This is a genomic window from Candidatus Limnocylindrales bacterium (genome assembly GCA_035626395.1).
In the GTDB taxonomy this organism is placed as follows: Bacteria; Desulfobacterota; Binatia; order UBA1149; family CAITLU01; genus DASPNH01.
Genome location: DASPNR010000027.1, coordinates 1 through 17114, shown reverse-complemented (window position 1 = coordinate 17114; position 17114 = coordinate 1). Strand labels below are relative to the sequence as shown.

Annotated in this window: 15 protein-coding genes; 8 read left to right on the top strand and 7 right to left on the bottom strand. The window is 68.4% G+C overall.

Features of this window, described 5'->3' with window-relative positions; genetic code table 11:
* Positions 1-84: 84 nt before the first annotated feature.
* A complete protein-coding gene (locus VEC57_09245; protein HYB99305.1) occupies positions 85-1224 on the top strand; it encodes an L-dopachrome tautomerase-related protein in 1140 nt (379 codons plus the stop codon).
* 126 nt (positions 1225-1350) lie between these two features.
* Here VEC57_09245 and VEC57_09240 read toward each other — a convergent pair whose 3' ends face one another.
* The gene (locus VEC57_09240) at positions 1351-2259 is read right to left on the bottom strand and encodes a fibronectin type III domain-containing protein (protein ID HYB99304.1); all 909 of its coding nucleotides are present in this window, start codon (positions 2257-2259) and stop codon (positions 1351-1353) included.
* Positions 2260-2524: 265 nt separating this feature from the next.
* Between VEC57_09240 and VEC57_09235 the strand changes: the two genes are divergently transcribed.
* Complete coding sequence (locus tag VEC57_09235; protein ID HYB99303.1) at positions 2525-4075, top strand: acyl-CoA synthetase; 1551 nt, start codon at positions 2525-2527, stop codon at positions 4073-4075.
* A gap of 139 nt (positions 4076-4214) precedes the next feature.
* Here VEC57_09235 and VEC57_09230 read toward each other — a convergent pair whose 3' ends face one another.
* The gene (locus VEC57_09230) at positions 4215-4805 is read right to left on the bottom strand and encodes a hypothetical protein (GenBank protein ID HYB99302.1); all 591 of its coding nucleotides are present in this window, start codon (positions 4803-4805) and stop codon (positions 4215-4217) included.
* Positions 4806-5122: 317 nt separating this feature from the next.
* Here VEC57_09230 and VEC57_09225 point away from each other — a divergent pair, with 317 nt between their 5' ends.
* Both VEC57_09225 and VEC57_09220 read left to right on the top strand, forming a co-directional pair.
* The gene (locus VEC57_09225) at positions 5123-5614 is read left to right on the top strand and encodes an SHOCT domain-containing protein (protein HYB99301.1); all 492 of its coding nucleotides are present in this window, start codon (positions 5123-5125) and stop codon (positions 5612-5614) included.
* Between the two features lie 11 nt (positions 5615-5625).
* A complete protein-coding gene (locus tag VEC57_09220) occupies positions 5626-6957 on the top strand; it encodes a GH1 family beta-glucosidase (protein HYB99300.1) in 1332 nt (443 codons plus the stop codon).
* Positions 6958-6978: 21 nt separating this feature from the next.
* Here VEC57_09220 and VEC57_09215 read toward each other — a convergent pair whose 3' ends face one another.
* A complete protein-coding gene (locus tag VEC57_09215) occupies positions 6979-8325 on the bottom strand; it encodes an FAD-dependent oxidoreductase (protein HYB99299.1) in 1347 nt (448 codons plus the stop codon).
* On the bottom strand, positions 8322-8483 hold the full coding sequence (locus VEC57_09210; protein ID HYB99298.1) for a hypothetical protein: 162 nt from the start codon (positions 8481-8483) through the stop codon (positions 8322-8324). Before VEC57_09210 ends, VEC57_09215 begins: the two co-directional genes overlap by 4 nt.
* A gap of 581 nt (positions 8484-9064) precedes the next feature.
* Here VEC57_09210 and VEC57_09205 point away from each other — a divergent pair.
* Positions 9065-11281: a CHASE domain-containing protein gene (locus tag VEC57_09205; GenBank protein HYB99297.1), complete on the top strand. Its 2217-nt coding sequence runs from the start codon at positions 9065-9067 to the stop codon at positions 11279-11281.
* Between the two features lie 19 nt (positions 11282-11300).
* A complete protein-coding gene (locus VEC57_09200) occupies positions 11301-11747 on the top strand; it encodes a response regulator (protein HYB99296.1) in 447 nt (148 codons plus the stop codon).
* Between the two features lie 21 nt (positions 11748-11768).
* Here VEC57_09200 and VEC57_09195 read toward each other — a convergent pair whose 3' ends face one another.
* Positions 11769-12380 (bottom strand): TetR/AcrR family transcriptional regulator, encoded by a 612-nt coding sequence (locus tag VEC57_09195; GenBank protein ID HYB99295.1) that lies wholly within the window; start codon positions 12378-12380, stop codon positions 11769-11771.
* Between the two features lie 163 nt (positions 12381-12543).
* On the opposite strand from VEC57_09195, the gene VEC57_09190 reads away from it, so the two are divergent.
* Entirely contained in the window at positions 12544-13176 is a 633-nt protein-coding gene (locus VEC57_09190; protein ID HYB99294.1) for a helix-turn-helix domain-containing protein, read from the top strand.
* Positions 13177-13178: 2 nt separating this feature from the next.
* The gene (locus tag VEC57_09185; protein ID HYB99293.1) at positions 13179-14312 is read left to right on the top strand and encodes a ferritin-like domain-containing protein; all 1134 of its coding nucleotides are present in this window, start codon (positions 13179-13181) and stop codon (positions 14310-14312) included.
* On the opposite strand, the gene VEC57_09180 is transcribed toward VEC57_09185, so the two are convergent.
* Positions 14284-15024: an HAD family hydrolase gene (locus VEC57_09180; GenBank protein HYB99292.1), complete on the bottom strand. Its 741-nt coding sequence runs from the start codon at positions 15022-15024 to the stop codon at positions 14284-14286. The genes VEC57_09185 and VEC57_09180 overlap by 29 nt on opposite strands.
* A partial coding sequence (locus VEC57_09175) for a DUF4215 domain-containing protein (GenBank protein HYB99291.1) occupies positions 15021-17114 on the bottom strand: 2094 nt, incomplete at its 5' end. The genes VEC57_09175 and VEC57_09180, both read right to left, overlap by 4 nt.

Sequence of the window (17114 nt, the reverse complement as noted above, 5' to 3'; positions counted from 1 at the left end):
CGAGACGCGACAGGCGCATCGGAGCCTGCAGGACGTGCCCACGTGGCGCTGGCCACGCTCGTTTGCGTGATCGATACTTCGCCGATGAAGACATTCTCTCGCATCGCCGGCGTGTTGGTGGCCGTGCTCCTCGTTCTGGCGCTCGTCGTGCGTCTGACTCTCGGCGGGGGCGGCCGATTGGAGGACCGCAGCACTGCGCCGACGATGTCGTTCGACGTCGTCGAGAAAGTCGTGGATCTCGACTACCCACCTGGCAACATCGCCGTGTCGGCCGAAGGGCGAGTCTTCTTCACGCTCCATCCCGACGGTCGCCCACCGGTCAAAGTGGTCGAGCTCGTGGACCGAAAGCTCGCGCCCTGGCCGAGCGCGGAGCTTCAATCGGAAGGGCCGCTCGCGTTCCAGACGATCCTGTCGATCCGCATCGACCGGCAGAACCGGCTGTGGGCACTGGACTTCGCCGATTTCGGTCGCGGCCAGCCGCGCATCCTCGCCTTCGATCTGGCCGACGGAAAGCTCGTCCACCGGTACGACTTCCCCTCCGACGTCGCCGGCTTGGGCTCCATGCTCAACGACTTCCAGGTCGACGCCGGCGGGCGCTACATCTTCATCGCCGAAACCAGCCCGGTCCTGCAGACGCCGGCGCTGATCGTCTACGACGTCGAGACACAGACGAGCCGGCGCGTGCTGGACGGACATCCGTCGGTGCAGAGCGAGGATCTGATCATCCAGGCGCCGGGGCGCGACATGACGCTGCTCGGCGGCCTGGCGACGATGCGCATCCCGGTGGACTCGATCGCGCTCTCGCGCGACGGCAAGTGGCTGTACTACGGTGCGGTCACGGGCAGCCGCCTCTACCGCATCGCGGCCGCCGACCTCATCGATGCGTCGCTCGACGACGATGCTCTGGCGGCTCGGGTGCAGGACTTCGCGGCCAAGACACTGAGCGACGGCCTGACCACCGACGATGCCGGCGGCATCTACCTCTCCGACATGGAGCACTCGGCCGTCCACCGCATGGACCCGCAGGGAAAGCTGACGACGCTGCTCGCCGACGACCGCCTCCGATGGCCCGACGGCTTCAGCTTCGGGCCCGACGGCTGGCTCTACGTCACCTGCAGCGCGCTGCAGCACGTGCTGTTTCTCGGCGACGACGACATCCGGTCGCACGCCCCGTATCAGATCTACCGATTCCGTCCCGGCCACACGGCGCTGGCCGGCCACTGATCTGCGCCGGGGACGCCTGCGAGGGAGGCGTCCTGCCTTACCGGGCCGGGCCGCCGCGCGGGGCGCAAAGAAGAACGGCCATGCGCGCGGCATGGCCGTTCCCTTCGTACCGGTGCGGAAGGCTGATCAGTCGCGATCGCGCCTGAACACGGCTCCCACGGTCTTGTCCGCCGTCATGTGAATGGTGCAACGCCGACGGTCGCTCTCCTCGCAGTGCTGGGGGCCGATCCAGGTGCGGAAGTCCGAGTTCTCCGTCGAATCGGCGAACAGCGTCACCTCTTTGTCGAGCGGGAACTCGGCGAAGCAGACACGCTCCTTGGGGCCGCAATGCATGCCCTCGGGCTCCGAGCGCACGGTGCCGCGGCCGACGCCGCTGAGCTCGACCGTCAGGATGCGGACGCCGCCCTTGGTCGTGACCGTCCGCTCCTCGGACGGTCGCGAGTGGCCGATGCAGCGGTTGGGACGTCCGAGCGCCCGGACGCGGTAGGTGTAGGTCTGCGCAGGGCTGAGGGTATCGTCGTCATACACCTCCGTGTTTTCATCGACGATCGCGATGGTCTTGAAGCTCTCGCCCTCGGCGGCGCGCTGGATCGCGAAGCCCCCCTCGCCCGTCGATCGGTCGAACCAGGAGACGCGGACGACGTACAGCGCGATCAGCCGCGCCTCCACGTCGGTCGGACGCAGCGGCGGATTGCGGTTGACGAAGCACTCGTTGCTCTCGTCGGACTCGCCGTCGTCGTTGAAGGCGACGACCTGATAGATGTAGACGTGGTCGGAATCAAACGTGTCGAAGAACTCTTCGACATCGGGCCCGACCGTCCCGCGCGACTGAAAGTCGTCCGAGCCCTGCCGAAGGCGGAAGATCTCGAAGCCGTCCTCGTTGTTGCTGCGATCGCGCCAGGTCAGGCGCACCTGCGAGTCCGTGATCTTGTCCGAGCGCAGATTCGTCGGGTTCTCGGGCTCCGCGGCCCGAGCGACGGACGCGGCGGCAAGGCAAAGCAATACACTCAAAACCGAAGTGAATGGACGTTTCATGCGCGTCTCGTACTCCTGACCACAAAAAGGAAGGGACTCCCCCCTTCGACTTGCCGCGCCGCGCGGCCCCACGCAAGGCAGCTGCGCAGGCCAGAGGCCCCCAGGCCTCTCCCCAACCGTGCGACGAAGGCATGCATACTATCCACTGCAGTCAGGCAAGGACAGCGCCGAGGCGGCGGCGGGGCGCTGGATTGGTAACCTCGTCCTGTCCATACAGGCGCCGCCACTGCGACACGGGCGCTCAGCGCCCTCCGAAGGAGGGGTCATGTCCGAATATGGTTTCTGGAATCTGGCCGCACGGCACGCCGAGGCCCTGGCGCTGGTGACGCCGGACGGCCAGCAGATTCGCGCTGGCGAGCTGGCGGCCTCGTCGAACGCGCTGGTCCGCGGGATGCGCGCGCTCGGCCTGGAACGTGGAGATGCCGTTGCCACCGTCCTTCCAAACGGCCGAGCCATGATCGAGCTGTACCTGGCCGCGTTTCAATCGGGCCTGTACTTGACGCCGATCAATCATCACCTGACGGGGCCCGAGATCGCCTACATCCTCAGCGACTGCGAGGCGCAGCTTCTCGTCGGCGATGCGCGCTTCGCCGCGGCCTGTGCGACCGCGCGAAAGGAAAGCGGAATCGCCGGCGAACGCTGCTTCGCCGTCGGCAGCATCGAGGGCTTCGGTGCCTATTCGTCTCTGAGCGAGGGTCAGCCGACCACGCCGCCGGCCGATCGCACGGCGGGCCAGGTCATGAACTACACGTCCGGCACGACCGGGAGGCCCAAGGGCGTGCGGCGGCGCCTGATGGATTTCGACCCGGACATGGTTGGCTCCATGTACGCGATGTTCCTGTCGATGTTCGGCATCGAGCCGCTCGCGAACAACGTCCACCTGGTCGGGTCGCCGCTGTACCACACCGCAGTGCTGATGTTCACGGCCGGCTCCCTGCACTACGGCCACACCGTGGTGCTGATGGACAAATGGACGCCCGAAAGCGCGCTCGAGATGATGCAGCGCTACCGCGTGACGACGAGCCACATGGTGCCGACGCAGTTCCACCGCCTGCTCGCGCTGCCCGAGGAGACGCGCAAGCGTTACGACCTGGCCAGCTTGCGGCACATGATCCACGCGGCCGCGCCCTGCCCGGTCGACGTCAAGACACGCATGCTGCAGTGGTGGGGCCCGGTGGTCTACGAATACTATGCGGCCAGCGAGGGCGGCGGCACGCTCGTGACGCCCGAGGAATGGATGCAGAAGCCGGGCACGGTCGGACGTGCGTGGGCAGGCTCGTCCATTCGCATTCTCGATGACGACGGCAACGAGTGCCCCGCCGGCACGCCGGGCACCGTCTACATGGCGATGGGCAGCGCCGACTTCGAATACCACAAGGACAAGGCCAAGACCGAGGCCAATCGAAAGGACGGCTTCTTCACCGTCGGCGACATCGGCTATCTGGACGAGGACGGCTACCTGTTCCTGTGCGATCGCAAGATCGACATGATCATCGCCGGCGGCGTCAACATCTATCCGACCGAAATCGAGAACACGCTGCTGTCGCACCCGATGGTCGGCGACGCCGCGGTCTTCGGGATCCCCAACGAAGACCTCGGCGAAGAAGTCAAGGCGGTCATCGAGCCCGCCGCCAACGTCGCGCCGGGGCCGCAGCTCGCCGCCCAGCTCGACGCCTTCTGCAAGGAACGGCTGGCCAAGTACAAGTGCCCGCGCTCCTACGATTTCGTCACGGAGATGCCACGCGACCCCAATGGCAAGCTCTTCAAGCGCAAGCTGCGCGATCCGTACTGGGAAGGCAGAGAGCGCCGGATCTAGATCGGCCGGCGTGGCCGAGGACTCCGCGACTGCGTCGGTGCGCGCCGCTCGGTCGCCCGGGCGCAGGCGAAACGCGCCTGCGCTCCCGTCACCGGCGCAGTGGGTTTCCAGCATCGTCGCCGGCGCGCTGGCGCGTCTTCTACCCTTTTGGCAGCGTCTCGACGAGGGCGCGGGCTGCGTTGACGGCGGCTTCGTACTGGCGCGAGCCGCGTGCGAACACGGTCAGGACGCCGCCGAGATTGCTGCTTGCCGAGGCGACGTCGCGCCACAGGACGCGGCGGTGATCGCGGTCGACGAGAACGGCGGAAAGCCGGGCGTGGTAGCCCTCGCCGTTGGAGTCGAATTCCGGATCCAGGCGTTCGATCTGCACGACCATGAACACGCGCGCATCCGGCGGTGCCAGTGTTGCCAGGTACTCGTACGTCTCGCGATCCAGATCCATGGGTGCCGGCGGGCGGCTGGCGAAGCGATTGCTGGAGACCGCGAAGTAGCCGCGCTGGCGCAGGAACATCAGCGTGGCGTCCTCGACGTTGCGGCTCACTCGCACGTAGTCGAAGCGGTCCGGGCGCGCATCGATCACGGGCAGCAGCACGATCTCTTCGACTTCCTCGCCATTGAAGGCCGGGTCGACGCTCAGCGGCGTGCGGTGCCAGTTGCACGCGGCAAGCGTCGTCGTCAGGGCAATGGCCGCCAGGAGGGAAGGAAGGACGGGGCGCATGAATGTGTTCACCGGGCGTTCAGATTAGCCACCGGCCTCGGCCGCGCGCAAGCACGTCGCTGTCACGACGGTGAGCCGTGCCCCCGCGCCGCCTCGCACATCGGCCGGTGGCGGGCCGGCCACCGGTGGGCTATAGCGCGGCAATGAACAAGTCGTTCGCACCGTGGGCGGCTGCGACCGCCCTACTCGCGTGCATCGCGCCCGGCTCGGCAGCCGCTCACACGGGCGGCGCCCTCGACTCGCACGGCTGCCACGACGATCGCCGCAGGGGCGAGTTTCATTGCCACCACGGCGATCTTCGCGGCCGCAGCTTCACCTCACGAGCCGCGATGCTCGATGCCGTCGAAAGCGGGACCCTGCCCCCGCGCAAACAAAGCAAGGGCTTCCTGTCGCGCTGGCTACCGGGCGGCGACGATACCGACGACCACGGCGCGGCGCAGAGCGCACGGCCTGCGCCCGAGGCGGATTCGCCGGCGCAAGCGCGGCCAATGCCGCAAGCCGCCGATGACAGGGATCGCGACATGTCGGCCGCACCTGCCGCGGCCGAGGAAGCGCAAGACCGGCCGGCCCTGGAGACCGGTCGCACGCCGGAAACCGCAACACCGCATCCAAGTGCAGGCGCGCCGCCGCGCGCACCTGCCGCCGACGAACCACGCCCCGTTTCCGGTCGGGGCCCGGAAGCGAGACCGGTGGCGCCGGCGACCGGGCGCGAACGCAGCTTCGAGGAGCGGCTCGAGATTCTTTCGCGCCTGCGCGACAAGGGCCTGATCACCGATGAGGAATACCGCGCGCGTCGCCGCGCGATCCTCGACGAGATCTGAGGAGAACAGCGGTGGCCGTCCTGCGATTTCCCGATGGCTTCCTGTGGGGCACCGCCACGGCGTCCTATCAGATCGAGGGATCGCCGCTGGCCGACGGCGCCGGCCCCAGCATCTGGCACACCTTCTCCCACGTGCCCGGCAACATCACCGGCGGCGACACCGGCGACACCGCGTGTGACCACTATCATCGCTGGCAGCAGGACATCGCGCTGCAGCGCGCGCTCGGCCTGAAGGCGTATCGCTTCAGCATCGCCTGGCCGCGCGTGCTGCCGAGCGGGGCAGGCAAGAGCAACGGCGCCGGCATCGCTTTCTACGACCGCCTGGTCGACGGGCTGCTCGAAGCCGGCATCGTGCCGATGGCGACCCTGTATCACTGGGACCTGCCGCAGGCGCTCGAGGATGCGGGCGGATGGCCCGAGCCGCAGACGGCGGAGCGTTTCGCCGACTACGCCGAGATCATGTTCAACGCCCTCGGGGACCGCGTGCCGCACTGGATCACGTTCAACGAGCCCTGGGTCTTCTTGTGGCTGGGCTACGGGATCGGGATTCACGCGCCGGGACGCAACGACATCCCGGCGGCGCTGGCCGGCGGCCACACCGTCCTTCGCGCGCACGGCCTTGCCGTCGAGCGCTTCCGCAGCCTGGCTCCGAAGGGGCAGATCGGCATCACGCTGAGCGTGCAGGCGCACCTTCCCGAAAGCGACGATCCGGCCGATCGTGCCGCCGCCGACCGCGCGCGCGCGTTCAACAACGAATGGTTCACCGATCCCATCGTGCGCGGCGACTATCCGCCGGCGCTGCGCGAGCAGTTCGGCTCGATGCTGCCGGAGATGCACGAGGCCGACCGCGCGGTAATCGCGCAGAAGATCGATTTCCTCGGCGTCAACTACTACACGCGAACGGTCAGCGGGCACGATGCCGGCGGCTTCTTCCAGGCGCGAACCTGCCGTCCGGTCGGCGACTACACCTCGATGGGCTCCGAGATCTATCCGGCCGGCCTCTACGTGGTGCTCAAGCAGTTCCACGAGCGCTACGGCCTTCCGCTGTACGTCACCGAGAATGGCGCCGGCTACGAGAACGAGGTGCCCGGCGCCGACGGGATCGTGCACGACGACCGCCGCATGCGGTATCTGCAGAGCCATCTGGAGATGTGCCATCGCGCGATCAGCGAAGGCGTCGATCTGCGCGGCTACATGGCGTGGTCGCTGCTCGACAACTTCGAGTGGGCCTTCGGCTACGGCATGCGCTTCGGGATCGTGCGCTGCGACTTCGACTCGCTCGAGCGCACGCCCAAGCTGAGCGCACGCTGGTACGCGCGCGTCATCGAGGAAAACGGCATCTGACGCTCGACCGCGCGCCTCGCATCAACCATCGAGCAGGGAATCGGTGCGGCGATCCACGGCCTCGAAGAAGCCGTTGAGCGCACGGAACACCAGCACTCGCAGCGGCTCGGGCGGCAGCGGCACCGTGCGACGCTCCCACAGCGCGGCGCCGGGTCCGCGGCGCCCGCCGATCAGGTCGGAGATCATCGTTCCGGCATAGCTGGCCATTGCCAGACCGTGGCCCGCATACGCCATGGAGTAGTAGATCGAGCCGTGCGCGCCGGTGCGGCCGACGGTTGGCAGGAAATCCAGCGCCAGCCCGATGCGTCCTCCCCACGCCGATTCGACCTGCACGTCGGGAATCTGCGGGAAGCGACGGCGCAGCACCGCCTCCAGCTTGAGCGTCACGCGCGCGTCACGGTCGGGAAGCAGCCCGCCGCCGTATCCGTACCGAATGTGCTTGGAGCCGCCGACGATGCGGTCATCGTGCGTCAGCCGCCAGCTCTCGAGAATCTCGTGCGCGGTGTAGATGCCCTCCCTGCCCTGCCAGCCGATGCGCGCCAGCTGCTGAGGCGTCAGCGGCGCCGTCTGCACGAGCTGCACGTAGATGGGCAGCAGCCGGGACCGCAGCGGCGGCGGCAGCTCGAGGTCGAGCGCGTAGGCGTTGGTGGCCAGCACGAGCGCGCGACCGCGAGCCGAACCGGCCGCCGTGACCGCCCGCGGCTGTCGCCCGTCCTCGATGCGCACGACCGGCGAGGATTCGTAGATCCCAGCGCCGGCATCGATGGCCGCCTTGCGAAGACCCTGCACATAGGCGCCCGGATGCAGGATGCCGCCATGCCGCTCATGATAGCCGCGTAGAAACGCCGGCGGCAGACCGCGAGCGCGCATGGCAGCCTCGTCGAGCAGTGCGCCGGGCAGCCCGCACTCGCCGGCCGCACGCGCGGCACGATCGATGGCGCCGAACTGGCGCGAGTGCACGGCCGCAACCACGTTCCCGACCGGCTCGTAATGGCAATCGATCGAATGCGCCGCGATCAGCCGCTCGACCTCGTCGATGGCAACCTCGGCCAGGTGCACGAGCGCGTGCACGCGCGCGCGGCCGAATAGCCGTGTCAGCGTCGGGAGATCCTTGCCGATGGTGGGCGTCAGATGCCCTGCATTGCGGCCGCTGGCGCCGAAGCCGCAGAAATGGCCCTCCAGCAACGCGACGGTGGCGCCCTGCGCGCGCATCGCGAGCGCCGTCGAAAGGCCCGTGTAGCCGCCGCCGACGATGACGATGTCCGCTTCGACGTCGCCCGACAGCGGCGCCATTGCGCGCGGCGCGGCAGCCATCCATGGGCTGACGGCGGCGGAGCCGGCGGTGGGATCGGCGGTGTGGCCGGTCACGACGGCCGCGCCGGATCGAGCATCGCGCCGGCCAGCTTTTCCCGCCGGGCCTTCCGCCGCTCGGTGTCGGAGGCGGGAACGCAGCGGCAGCGCAGAACGCGGCTCCTGGAGGCCGCATCGGCCGCCGCATCGACAAGGGGCACGAACAGGATCTCCATGCGCGGAACCTACCCACACAGGCCCTCCGACGACAGCGGCGCCGCGCCTCCGAGACGGAGCCGACGGGCGCCGGGTTTGCGCCGGTGCCGCAGTCGGAACATCAAACGGGAGTCCATGCCCGAACAACCATCGAAAGCGCCCGCCTCACCGTGCACCGGCGTCTGCCAGATCGATGCGGAAACCGGCCTTTGCGCGGGCTGTCTGCGCTCGTTGGCCGAGATCGCTGCCTGGGGGGCTGCGTCGGCCGACGAGCAACGGCGCATCCTGGAGGCGGTACGAGTGCGCAGAGAGCGGATCGGGCGAGACATGGGCCGGCGCTGACGCTACCTTGCCGCGGCCGGGGTCCGTTTCTCGCGGCGGCGAGCCGATCTTGGACCATTCCTTGCTTTTTCAGCGCGAGGAAAGCGATTAAGCTTGCTCGACCGCGCGCCAAGGGGGCGCATGAGCGTGGGGGTATTTGGTGGCGCTTTCGATATGGCGCAGTGAACGCATCGCCGACATCGCAAAGTCGGAAGATCAGCGAACGAGCACGCTGGCTCCTCGCAGCTGGACGGTAGGGACCGTCCTGCTGGCAGGCGCCTTGAGCACGGCGCTCGCATTCTCCTACTCGTTTCTTCAGCAGCGGCGCGATCTGGAAACCGAGCTGACGCGGCGCACGGGAACCATCGCCGTTTCCTTCCAACGACGCATGAGCCACCGGCTCTCTCTGCTCGACGCCGTGGCATCCTTCGTCGTCACGACCAATGCCGGCGACCGAACGGTGCTTCGCTCCTTTGCCGCCGATCTTGCGCGCAATACGCCCGGCGTCGTGGCGCTGGACTGGGTGCCTCGCGTTCCGGCACAATCGCTCGCTTCGTACGAGGAAGCGCAGTGGGTGACGGGGCTCGGCGACTTCCGCGTCCACCGCAGCAAGGAAACGCTCGCCCCCGCAGCCGAATACTTCCCGCTGCATCTGGGGCTTTCGGGAACGACGCGCGTCGACGGCATCGACATGACCCCCGGCTCCGATCTCAGCGCCGTGCCGAGCCTGAGCGCCACGCTGGCTGCTGCACGCACGCGCGCCGCGATCGTCGCAGCACCGCCGGTCAAGCTGACGCGGCCAGAAGGCAACGCCCCGGGAGTCGTGCTGGTCGCTCCGGTGTTCGCGCGCGCACGAAGCAGCGGCGAGCCGGCTCGCGACAGCGATCTGCTCGGATACGTCCTCGGAATCTTTGACATCGCACTGCCATTCGAAGAGGCGCTGACCGAGCTCGACCGCGCCTCCATCGGCATCGAGCTGCGGGATGCGGCAGCCGGGCCCGAGGCGCGCACGCTGTATCAGCGCCAGGCGCTCGCGAATCACATCGACAGCGCGCTGCTGTGGCTGTGGCAGGCTTTCGGCGGCGGGCAGGTTCAGCACACGATGGGGCTGGATCAGGTCGGCCGCCCCTGGGCCATCGCCACCTGGGCCGGCCCCCGCTTCCTCGATACGCGACTGCAATGGACACCGTGGGCGGTTCTCATCTGCGGCCTTCTGACGACCGCGCTGGCGGTGCTGTCGAGTCAGGCGTTCGTGTCTCGCGGCGCGCAGCTCGGACTGGTGCGCGAGCGTCTGGCACGCGAACGCGCCGAAAACATGGAGCGCCTCAACCGCCTGAACGAAGAGCTCGAGCGCGAGCGCCTCGAGCAGCGGCGCACCGAAGAGAGCCTGTTCCGCGAGAAGCAGCAGTTCCGCCTCATGTTCAACGCCGTCCCGGCGATGATCTGGTACAAGGACACCAAGAACCGCTTCCTGCTCGTTAACGAGGCTGCGGCGGCGTCGATGGGTCGCACCGTCAAGGAGATGGAAGGAAAGCCCTGCTCGGAAATCCTGCCGGCCAAGGCCTACGATCTGTATCGCGATGATCTGGAGATCATTCAGTCGGGCAAGCCCAAGCTCGGCGTGATCGAGGAGCTCGACCTGCCCTCGCGCAAGTCGATCTGGATCCGGACCGACAAGCTGCCCGAGTACGATTCGATGGGACGCGTGGTGGGCATCCTCGTCTTCGCGCAGGACATCACCGAACGGCTGACGGCCGAGAGCGAAGTGCGGCGCCTCAATGCCGAGCTCGAGCAGCGCGTGGCGGCCCGCACGGCCGAGTTGCGCGCGGCCAACCACGAGCTCGAGTCCTTCGCGTACTCGGTCTCGCACGATCTGCGGACGCCGCTTCGCACCATCGACGGGTTCAGCCAGCTCGTCCTGGACGAGTTCGGCAGCAAGCTCGACGCCAGCGGGCTCGAGTATCTGGAGCGGGTGCGGTCGGCCAGCCAGCGGATGGGGCATCTCATCGACGACCTGCTCAAGTTGACGCGCGTCAGCCGCTCCGAGCTGCGCCGCGAGCCTCTGGACCTCAGCGCCCTGGCGCGTCAGGTGTGCGACGACCTGCGGCGCAACGACCCGGGCCGCCACGTCGAGGTCGTCATCGACCCCGTCCCGGTGGCCAAGGGCGACCCGGTCCTCATGCTCAACGTGATGCAGAACCTGCTCGGGAATGCGTGGAAGTTCACTTCCCGCGCCGAAGCCGCTCGCATCGAGTTCGGCTCCCTGACCACGGGCGAGGGCAGGACGGCCTATTACGTTCGCGACAATGGCGTTGGCTTTGATATGGTGTACGTCGAAAAGTTGTTCGGAGCCTTCCAGCGGCTGCACGCTCAGGAAGACTTTGAGGGCTCGGGAATCGGTCTGGCCACCGTTCAGATGATCCTGCGGCGTCATGGCGGCGAAGTCTGGGCCGAAGGTGTGCCGGGCAAAGGCGCCACGTTCTATTTCAGTATTTGATCGGAGCAGGTGACTGACGATGGCTGAGCGGATCATTCTCCTTGTCGAAGACAACCCGGACGACGCGGTCCTGACGCGGCGAGCGCTCGAAAAGAGCGACGTTTCGCACCGGGTCGAGGTGGCCCGCGACGGCCTCGAGGCGCTGGACTACCTGTTCGCGTTGGGTACGCACGCCGATCGCAAGGCCAGCGAAATGCCGGCCCTCATCCTGCTCGATCTAAAGCTCCCCAAGGTCGACGGTCTCGAGGTGTTGCGCCGCCTGCGCGCCGACCGCCTGACCAAGCTCATACCCGTGATCGTGCTGTCGTCGTCGGACGAGCCGGCCGACGTCATCGAGAGCTACAGCCTGGGAGCCAACAGCTACATCCGAAAGCCGGTGGACTTCTCCGAGTTCACCGAAACGGTGCGGACCCTGGCCCACTACTGGCTGCGGCTGAACGAGCCGCCGCCCTCCGAAACCGCCTGATTTTCGGGGCCGAAGGCCCCTTCAGCTGCCCGATGGACCCGAGCCGGCGTCGCGCGCGCGCAGCGCGGCGCTCAGCATCCGTGCGGCAAAATCGACGGCGCCGGCCACGTCGGCGTTGGGCCGCGTCAGCAGGCTGATGCCGATCTCCAGCGCGGCCGCACGCATGGCCGCGGTGGCGTAGTCGATCTCGGCCACCTCGACGAGCCCCTGGGAGGCCGCACCCTCGAGATCCCTGCGGATGGCCGTGTAGACCGGGGCAAGCGCCTTGCTGTCGATCATGGAGCGCAGCAGCGGAAGGTTGCGCTTGAGCAGCATCGCGTTGGTCTTGTCCTGCACCATGGCCGCGAACAGGCCCCTGCAGGCCATGCGAACGTATTCTTCAACCCCCTGCGCCCGGCGCCGGATGGTGGCCAGACCGGCGACCATCTGCGAAGCGACCGTCTCCAGGAGCTCGTCGCGAAGGGCGTCCTTGTCGCGGTAGTAGTTGTAGAAGGTGCTGGGCGTCATTCCCGCCCGCCGGACGATGTCGCTGACCGTCGTGTTGTCGTAACCGGCTTCCGTGAAGGCTTCGATGCCGGCCTTGACCAGCCGCTCCCTCTTCTCGGCCCTGTTCTGATCGTGCTTCGTGGCCAAAACTGTCTCCGTCCGCAGGTTCCCCAGGGCATGTCTTGGGGGAAGCGGGGTCACCCTACTATCTTCCCCACCCCGGCTCCAAAGGCTGACCAGAAAGTTTGTGCGCCGGTGCATGAGCGCTATTGACTCGGCCGGCGCACTGACGTTAACGTCAGCCACTGACATGAACGTCACATCGGCCGCCGCTTCGGCGCCAGCCCGCAGCCGCCTCGCCACGCGGGAGCGCCTTCTCGAGAGTGCCACCCGCCTCTTCGCGCAGCGCGGCCTTCACCGCGTCACCACCCACGACATCGCACGCGATGCCGGCGTCGCCGCCGGAACGTTCTATCTGCACTTCAAGGACAAGTCGGATGTGTACCGGCACATCCTTTTCACGGCCATCGAGGATCTGCGCGCCGCCGTCATCGCCGCCGTGTCCAACGCCGCCACGCAGCGCGATGCGCTGCGCGCACGCGCTGAAGTGATCGTCGGCTTCGCCGAAACCAATCGCGACCTCGTCCGCATCCTGTTCAGCCACGACTCCGAGACCGCCGCCATCGAAGCCGACGTGCTCACGCATCTCGCTGCGGGGCTGGAAGCGCGCTTTCGGCGTGAGATGACGCAGGGAATCTTCCCCTCCGACCTCGACCCGGCCGCGACGGCGCAGGCTCTGGTCGGCATGACCGCGAGGCTCATCGACTGGTGGACCGAGGACCCGAAACGCGCGCCGCGCGAGCAGATCCTCCACACCATCGTGCGCCTTCAGATGAACGGCATCCGCAGCGACGACCACGCCGGCGAGGACCGACAGGAGTGACCATGGCCGACCACATCACCCACGACTCCATCTACAACACCGTCGATCGCGACGACTTCAACTCGATGATCGAGGTGCCGCGCTACGGCGACCGCACCGATGCGTTCGACCAGATCATCTCCGCCACGCACGATCATTTCTGGGATCCGACCGACCCTGTCTACATCGACTTCGACGCCGAGCCCTTCGACCTCTCCGAAGACACGCTCATGCCGCGCGACTTCGCCATCGAGCTGAACTGCGCGGTGGCCGACAGGCTCGACGAGGGTCAGAAGACCCGGCTGGCCAACGAGATCACGCGCTGGAGCCTGTCGAGCATCCTGCACGGCGAGCAGGGTGCGCTGTCGCTGTCGGCCAGCCTCTGCCAGATCCTGCGCGATCCGGGGGCGCAGGAGTACGCGGCCAACCAGGTGCGCGAAGAGGCGCGGCACGTCACCGGGTTCAGCCGCTACATCACCAGGCGCTTCGGCACGCCCTATCCCTGCGGGGTCACGCTCGGGTCGCTCATGAACGAGCTGGTGCTGGCGCCCGAGGTCTACAAGAAGCTGGTCGGCATGCAGATGCTCATCGAAGGCCTGGCGATGGGCGCGTTCGCGACCCTGCACGTCAAGACGCGCGACCCGCTGCTGCGCCGCCTCGTCCAGCTGGTGATGACCGACGAGGCGTTTCATCATCGCTTCGGCAAGATCTGGGCGGACCGCACCGTGCCCAAGCTGACCGAAGAGGAGCACGAGAAGGTCGAGCAGTGGGCGGCCGACTGCTTCCAGAAGATCTTCTTCAACCTCGTCAACGCCGAGCAGAAACAGGTCATCTACGGCCAGTTCGGTCTCGACTGGAAGTGGGTGCGCGACGCGGTGCAGGAGGCGTTCACGGACAACGACCGCCGGCGCCTGCTGCGCGAAGGCACCAACATCTTCCGCGTGCTGATCAAGACGCTCCTCAACGCCGGCATCATCACCGACCGCACCAAGTCCATGTATGCGATGTGGGTCGACATGGACGAGCTGAAGAGGGAAGGCACGGAGATGATCGGCGATCCCATCGCCGAGGAAGGCATCGCCTATCTCCGCGAGCTCAACTCGGGTCGCAAGAAGATCGGTCGCGCGTTCAAGACTCCTGCGCCGGCGCCGGTCTGAGCGCAGCGGCCGCCGGCACGCGCGCCGGCGCGGCGCACTGCTCGAGCGCGGCAACGAAGTCGTCGAATCGCTCGTAACCGTCGAGCACGCGCGCACCGCAGGTCTGCAGCCGCGCTGCGCGCTCCGGGCTGCCGATGCCGACGAACGCCACGCCGGCGGCGTCGGCCGCAGCCTTGTCCCAGGGCTGATCGCCTACATACACCACGCGCTCAATGTCGCCGCGCGCGCCGGCCTGAACACGGCCGATGGCGGCCGTCAGAACGTCGACGCGCGTATGTCCGTCCTCGGAGTAGGCGCCCACGGCGCCGCCCGTCTCCACCCCTGCCGTCGCCAGCTTGAGCAGCGCGGCGCGCCGCCAGTTGCCCGTGGCGATGGCGACGCTCCAGCCATGCTCCTGCGCAAGACGCGGCAGCACCCTCTGCGCACCCGGAACCGGCCGATACGCCTGCGGCGCTCGTGCGATCTCGGCGGCGAGGGATGCCAGATAGACGTCCTTGAAACGCTCGACGTGCGCGGGACCGGCCGGCGCGCCGAGCACGCTGGCGAGCGCCTCGAGAGCGATTCCCGCATCGGTCGATTCCCGGTAGGCGGTGAGGCGACAGTCGATCTCGCACGGACCGAAGACGCGCTGGAACGCATCGAAGAAACAGCGCGTGCCCAGGCCGTCGCCGAGCGTGAGCGTGCCATCGACGTCGAATATCGCCAGCTTCATCGCGCCGGCCTCGTCGAGGGCTTCGGCGTGGTTGTCGGTTTGGCCGCGGGCTTGGCGGCAGGCTTGGGAGCGGCTTTGGCTGGTGCTTTGGCTGCCGGTTTCGTCGTCTTCTGCGCCGGCTTCGTTTCGGCGGGCTTCGCCGCTTTCCCGGCTGGCTTGGCGGGCGCCGGCCGCGTCACCTTCGCAGGCTTGGGCGCAGGCGGCGGTGGCGGCGGCGTGCAATCCATCCAGTGCCAGCGTGCAACCCGATAGGCGGGCGTGCCGCCGACGCCGACGAAACGTCCGCCGGCGAACAGCGACTGCCCGTCGTGCGCCAGCGCGCTGACGGTGGAGTTGAAGCCGCCGCCGAGCTCCGACCATGCATTGTCGCGCCAGCTCGCGATGCGTGCGGTCTGCAGGCCGCCGGCGGTCAGGAAATCGCCGCCGACGAACAAGGTGGAGTCGCCGAAGGCCAGCGCGGCGACGCGACCGACGGTGCCGCCCGAGACGCTCGACCAGCCTTCTTCGGTCAGGCGTGCGACGTTGCCGAGAAACGTTCCCTTGCCGGAGGTGAGGAACTCGCCGCCGGCGTAGAGCGTCCCGTCGTTCCAGGCCAGCGCACGCACCCTGCCGCCGATCCCGTCGCCGGCTTCCTGCCAGGCGCTGCCGTCCCACCGCGCCACGCCTCGCACCACACGCGCGCCGCTGCTCTGGAAATCCCCGCCGGCAAAGACTTCCTGCTCGGTCGACAGCAGCGTCCACACCGGAGCATTGAGCCCCTCGCCCATCGGTTGCCATGCCGTACCGTCCCAGCGCGCGACGTGCGCCATCGCGCGTCCGTCGCTGGTGCTGAAGTCGCCGCCGGCGATGATCGCGTCGCGCGCAACGGCGATCGCTCGGACGGTCGAGTCCAGGCCGTTGCCGACCGGTTGCCAGCTCTTGCCGTCGAAGCGGGCGATGCGCGACAGGATCGTGCCGCCGCTGCGCACGAAGTCGCCGCCGGCGTAGATCTGGTCATTCCCTCCGAGTGCGAGCGCCAGCACCCGATTGTCGAAGCCGTCGCCGATGGCGCTCCACGCGTTGTCTTTCCATCGTGCGATACGCGCAGCGGGTACGCCGCCGGCTTGTGTGAAGTCGCCGCCGACGATGGCCGCGCCGTCATGGACGAGCATCGCGCTCACCGCCGTACCACCAAGCTGCACTGCCGCGCCTTGCGCCGATCCGACGCCGGTGCCGAGAGGGCTCCAGCGCCACTGCGGCGGCGGCTGCGCGGGGGCGCAGGCGGTCGTGCAGCAATCGCCGTCGACGATGTTGCCGTCGTCGCACGCCTCGCCGGCGTCGATGCGGCCATCGCCGCAGCGCGGGCCCGTCTGCGAGACCAGCCGGCGGCGCTCCGCTTCCGCCTTCGCTTCGGCGGTCTGCTGGCTCGGAATCGGCAGGCGGGCCAGCTCGCTGGCCGCACTGGAGAGCTCGGCGGGCGCGCCGGCGAACGGATCGCTGCCCGAATCGGCGGGCGCAGGCTGCGCGCGCGGCGCTGAGCCGTAGAGCACGTCCACGTGGGACGGTGCGTGGGCCTCGGGCTGCTGCTGGGCACCGCCGCCGGCCTGCGCGGCGAGCAGGGCGAGCTCCTTCTCTCGCGCGCCGTCGCCTGCGGCGGCAGGCGCGTCGGGTGCGGCCGGAGCCGACAGTCCGGTAGCTTGCGCACTGGCCTGCTCGCCGGCGGCTGGCGAGTCGGATGGCTGCTCCAGCGCCGGCGTCGCCGGCGCTGGCTCGAGTTTGCAGCCGGCGCTGCAGCCGTCGCCGGCAGCGGCGTTGCCGTCGTCGCACTCCTCCGTGCCGGCGTTGTTGACCGCGCCGTCGCCGCAGCGCTCGCGCCGGCACTGGCCGGTGCAGCCGTCGCCGGCGGCGGCGTTGCCGTCGTCGCACTCCTCGGTGCCGGCGTTGTTGACCGTGCCGTCGCCGCAGCGCTCGCGCGTGCACTGGCCGCTGCAGCCGTCGCCGGCAGCGGCGTTGCCGTCGTCGCACTCCTCGGTGCCGGCGTTGTTGACCGTGCCGTCGCCGCAGCGCTCGCGCCGGCACTGGCCGGTGCAGCCGTCGCCGGCGGCGACGTT

What these genes read in the sequence shown, in the direction of transcription:
- VEC57_09245 (HYB99305.1), top strand. Translation starts at nt 85, where the DNA reads ATGAAGACATTCTCTCGCATCGCCGGCGTGTTGGTGGCCGTGCTCCTC.
- VEC57_09210 (HYB99298.1), bottom strand. Translation starts at nt 8,483, where the DNA reads ATGGAGATCCTGTTCGTGCCCCTTGTCGATGCGGCGGCCGATGCGGCC.
- VEC57_09240 (HYB99304.1), bottom strand. Translation starts at nt 2,259, where the DNA reads ATGAAACGTCCATTCACTTCGGTTTTGAGTGTATTGCTTTGCCTTGCC.
- VEC57_09180 (HYB99292.1), bottom strand. Translation starts at nt 15,024, where the DNA reads ATGAAGCTGGCGATATTCGACGTCGATGGCACGCTCACGCTCGGCGAC.
- VEC57_09185 (HYB99293.1), top strand. Translation starts at nt 13,179, where the DNA reads ATGGCCGACCACATCACCCACGACTCCATCTACAACACCGTCGATCGC.
- VEC57_09225 (HYB99301.1), top strand. Translation starts at nt 5,123, where the DNA reads ATGCTCGATGCCGTCGAAAGCGGGACCCTGCCCCCGCGCAAACAAAGC.
- VEC57_09200 (HYB99296.1), top strand. Translation starts at nt 11,301, where the DNA reads ATGGCTGAGCGGATCATTCTCCTTGTCGAAGACAACCCGGACGACGCG.
- VEC57_09190 (HYB99294.1), top strand. Translation starts at nt 12,544, where the DNA reads ATGAACGTCACATCGGCCGCCGCTTCGGCGCCAGCCCGCAGCCGCCTC.
- VEC57_09235 (HYB99303.1), top strand. Translation starts at nt 2,525, where the DNA reads ATGTCCGAATATGGTTTCTGGAATCTGGCCGCACGGCACGCCGAGGCC.